3 protein-coding genes are annotated in these 4,433 nt (G+C 36.0%); 1 reads left to right on the top strand and 2 read right to left on the bottom strand.

Annotated elements, in window-relative coordinates:
* Positions 1–854: 854 nt before the first annotated feature.
* Both AFK68_RS08675 and psbX read right to left on the bottom strand, forming a co-directional pair.
* On the bottom strand, positions 855–1,745 hold the full coding sequence (locus AFK68_RS08675) for a Ycf66 family protein (RefSeq protein WP_094672387.1): 891 nt from the start codon (positions 1,743–1,745) through the stop codon (positions 855–857).
* Positions 1,746–2,044: 299 nt separating this feature from the next.
* Entirely contained in the window at positions 2,045–2,164 is a 120-nt protein-coding gene (gene psbX / locus AFK68_RS08670; protein WP_094672386.1) for a photosystem II reaction center X protein, read from the bottom strand.
* Between the two features lie 1,192 nt (positions 2,165–3,356).
* On the opposite strand from psbX, the gene AFK68_RS08665 reads away from it, so the two are divergent.
* Positions 3,357–3,641, top strand: a complete 285-nt coding sequence (locus AFK68_RS08665; RefSeq protein WP_094672385.1) for a YggT family protein — start codon at positions 3,357–3,359, stop codon at positions 3,639–3,641.
* Positions 3,642–4,433 lie beyond the last annotated feature (792 nt).

Genomic DNA, 4,433 nt, shown 5'->3' with positions numbered 1-4,433 from the left:
GCATTCATATTAACCTAGATTTTCACTAACTAATAATCAGCAGGAGTAAAGTATTTTAATTTTTTACAGTTTAGTTCTTACAGTTAAATCATTGACCAATGGATAATTGATAATGAAAGAGTTTTTTAAATATCTGATTTTATCTCCCTATTCCTATCTAATACCATTTCTCAAAAAGAATGCTATATATAATTGGCTGGTTAACTGTGGGAAGTCTGGGAGGTAGGGAGAGGTTAAAAGTAGGAAAAACTTATACTAAACGACTAATAATTGCTAAAAACAGACTTTGAATCTTAGTAGTTATTTGACTTCAGAAGTCAAGCATAAGTATAGCATTACTTTTGGTAATTGGTATAACTCGTTCAGATAATCTAATTATCCATTATTCACTATCCATTATCTATTGTTAAATAGTTCAGCAATTAACAATTTTTATGTCGGGGACAGCGGAAACAATCAATAATTACCTCTCCCTCAAAGTGAGAGAATTAACTAAGAAGGAAAAAAATTTCTTTTTTTTTCCTTAAAATGGTCGTCTTTTAACCCGAATTATTTAATTATTAATTATTCGGTAATTATCCATTATAAATTAATAGGCATTGGTGAAATAAGGTATGAAATTCTTATGGTCGTAAGATTGATAGTAAGGAAAAAGCTGTTTTAACTCCTGACTCCTAACTCCTAACTCCTAACTCTTAAAAATCATACAATCATTCACCAACGCCAATTAATGAATAAAATGAGATTCAGCTACAGAAAAAATATAAGGAATGAGGAAAATATGAATTTTCATCTTTAACTTTCGCCATTAAATATCAGTAAAAATAATTATCCGCGCCTCATTCCTACTGGTATTAAGAGTTTGTAGAACCATCAATATCATTATCAGCAGAGTCCATCGGAGTATACTCTACATAATCTGTAGGTGTCACTTCTCTACCAGAAGATAATCCTTCTGGAGGACGACTTTTCCTAGTTCTAGGAGGTCTTTCTTCTGAATAATTTGCTATGGGAGTAGATCGACTACTACCGCCACGGGATATTTCTTCATCAGTTGCACTTTCCCAGCTATCTCGACTAATATAACGAGGTGGTCTATTTTCCTGACCATTTGTATCACCAAAGTTCTCCCGACTACGAGAACGAGGTCGCCTATTTTCTGGATCTACAGAAGTTTCCCAACCTTCAGATGACCTTGAATAATCTTCTGGACGACTACTACGCTTGCGTAATTTTGGTTTTGGTTCTCCTGGTCTATCATAATTGCTATTGCTTCTACGGCTAGGAGGACGACGGCGGTAGTCATCTTCATAATAATCTGCTCTAGAAGAACGATAATCTTCAGCCCCTCTGATGCGACGTTTACCAGGATATTCTTCATAAGGCTCTAGTTCATCAAACTCTGTTTCTGCATAGCTATAAACAGGACTGACTGACCTTTCTTCATCTACAACAGGTGTGCGTTCTCTAGCTTGCTTAGTTGTAACTCCCCTCAGACTTATGGCTTCTGCTGCAAAGAATATAGTAGAACCAGTTAATAAGAACTGACCAAAAGCTAAAATTGGGTCTAGTCTCCAACCCTGAAATACTAGAATACCTCCAGATAGTAAACCAATTGCTGCAAAGAAAATATCGTGATCTCTTGCTAGCTTCGGACGCCATGTACGGAGAAAGTAGAGGCCAGCTCCAGCTAAGGCCAGAATTACTCCCATGAGAGTCTGAAATCCAAATCCTAAATTTACCATTATAATTCTCCTAATCAATCACAAGTTAGCTATTTGGGTTAATAATCTTGACCCTAGCCTGGTCTTAAGGCTTTAAGCTATTTATATATATAAATTTCACTTAATATTTGTCTTTGTCCGATCATACATTCTCAATTTAACAAAGAAAAACCTCAGTTTGTAGGGGTTGGACAATTTTATCGCTGTCTCCCTTTTACTTTAGCTGAGGTTTAAAATAAAGGTCAGGTTAATTTTATGGAAGAAAGTCCTCTGCAATAGTTTTAATCAACCTTTGAGCCATAAAGAAAAATATCTAGAGTCTAGGAACGAGTAACTTTGTCGGTTTGGCTGACGAATATCAGAAAAATTGTAGCCGGAATCACTACAATTAAAGTTCCTGCCAATAGACTGAAGAAGAAGTTTGATAAAGAAGGAGTCATAAATTATTACCCTTTGTTACAAAAATTGATTTCCTTTAATTTTTAATATTAATCTATTTAGTCAAATTTTTTGCCTAATATCTGCAAGTAGCTTAGAAGTCAGAATTCAGAAGTCAGAAGTCAGAATGGTTGTCTTATTGTAGTTTAACTTAAAAATAAGACTTTTTTCGTCTGAAACTCCTTCATAGCAAGGAAGCTTTGTCTGAATCTAAAGTGAAATGACTATATTAACTAGGGGTTGCTGAAAAAGTCTTTTAGTAGTGCTAGGAGTCAGGAGTCAGGGGAAATGGGGAATGAGCAAGTAGATAGTCGGAAGAATAGTATAGCGCTAGGGAATAGGGAATAGGGAACAGGGAGCGGTGCGACCCCGCGTCGGCGTAAGACGCAAGGGAACGCGCACCAAGAGAGGGAACAGGAAACAGTAGACAGTCAAAGGGTTTTTCGTATAGGGAAAAGCTCTGCTAACAGGATTTAAAATGTCCTAACCTTAATGGGTAGCGCTATAAGAGTGATTTTTCATATTGAGCAAAAAATGCTAAAATTTTAAACCTTTTTGACCTAAAAGTTCGTACTTTTTCCAGACCTAAAAATGCTAAAAACTTTATCTGTCAAAGCTTTTATATTTAATCACCAAACCCTAACTAGACACAAAAAAAATATGTAGTTTAAATCCATAACAGCTTAATTTGCTATTTCTATAATTTCGTTGCTATGAAAATCGTAGTAGACCGACAAAGCTAAAATCGTTAAAACCAAGTTGCTCAAGGAAATTTAGTGATTTGAAACAATAATTAGGGTTTGCTGAAAAACTCTTATGGGCGAGGTTAGGAGCCAGGAGTCAGGAGTCAACCCACCCCTAACCCCTCCGGTGGAGGGGAAGTCAGGAGAAGTTTGAATTATAGAGGAGACAGGAGGAAGAATAGTAAGAGTGATTTTTCTGCCATAATCTACCCAAAATGCTGACTTTTTCCGCTTGATCAAGCAAAAAGCTGGTACTTTTTCCAGAACGAAAATTGCTCAAACCAATATCTGTCAATGCTTTTATATTTAATCAGCAAGCCCTAATTAGGGCAATAAACTCGGTTTCTTATTTGAGTTAGTAAATCGTAAGCTATATGAGTCTGGCTTAATAATTTGCAATACAATGAATAACGATCTTCTTGACAAAAGTTAAAAATTAACTGGCTTTATAATGGACTATCTGACATTAGTTAATTGGACTCTAGGCATTTCCCTGGGGTTAATGACTTTCTTATTTATTTTCCGAATTGTTCTGACATGGTATCCCCAGGTAAATATCAATCAATTTCCATTTAATTTGATTTTTTGGCCTACAGAACCATTCTTAGCTCCCACAAGAAAAATTGTGCCTCCTCTGGGTGGGGTAGATATTAGCCCTATTATTTGGGTGGGTATTTTCAGCTTACTGCGAGAGATGCTTTTAGGACAGCAAGGTTTATTAACAATGATGCTGTAGCTAAAATTAAACGATTAATAATTATTAGATTGAAATAGCAGTCAGCGGTCAGCGGTCAGCCATCAGCTCTCAAGGCGTATGATGGGGGATTCAAACCCCCATCAACGCACACCACTAATTTNAGCGGTCAGCGGTCAGCCATCAGCTCTCAAGGCGTATGATGGGGGATTCAAACCCCCATCAACGCACACCACTAATTTTTCAAGCTCTTGTGGGGGACTTAAACCCGCCGATTTTAGCTAATAGCTGAATGCTGAATGCTGATAGCTGATAGGTTGTTAATTACCTCTTCTTATAAAGAAGAGGATTAGCTAAAAGGATTTTTTTTCTTTGTTTCTCTATGAATGGAGAGGCTTAATACCTTAATTTTTCGGTAAAGTTATTAGCAAAATCAGAGATTATAAAAGGTAGTTATCTTAAACATACAGAAGTTTCCGAAGCTATGAGGTACAGGTGTTTTTATTCTTTTGTATTCCCTATTCCCTCCATACCTGTTCCCTGTTCCCTCAAACCTAAAATTTTGTACATCATAACAACGGTAAGCGCTGTAAGAGACAGTTTTTCAAATAAGCATTTAAGGCACCAAATAGTGACTAAAAGCTCAAAGCGATAAGTAGGTAAGTGTTAAAATATAGAGAGGTTTTCAGTACATATATTCCTAGATTTTTAAGTGATAAATAATTGTCTTAATTTATTCTTTCTCATTACCGAAAAATCAAGGTATAAAGCCTTCGATTTCAAGAGAAAAAAGTGATCTTGAATTTCCTTATCTTCAATTCCGTAGCGGTTTTA

The organism is Hydrocoleum sp. CS-953, from assembly GCF_002260545.1.
Lineage (GTDB): Bacteria > Cyanobacteriota > Cyanobacteriia > Cyanobacteriales > Microcoleaceae > Trichodesmium.
The sequence above is the reverse complement of the archived record's forward strand: the minus strand, read 5'-3'. Positions and strand labels throughout refer to the sequence as shown.

Bases quoted from the DNA above. Each gene is read 5' to 3' on its own strand.
- AFK68_RS08665 (WP_094672385.1), top strand. From the start codon at position 3,357: ATGGACTATCTGACATTAGTTAATTGGACTCTAGGCATTTCCCTGGGG.
- psbX (WP_094672386.1), bottom strand. From the start codon at position 2,164: ATGACTCCTTCTTTATCAAACTTCTTCTTCAGTCTATTGGCAGGAACT.
- AFK68_RS08675 (WP_094672387.1), bottom strand. From the start codon at position 1,745: ATGGTAAATTTAGGATTTGGATTTCAGACTCTCATGGGAGTAATTCTG.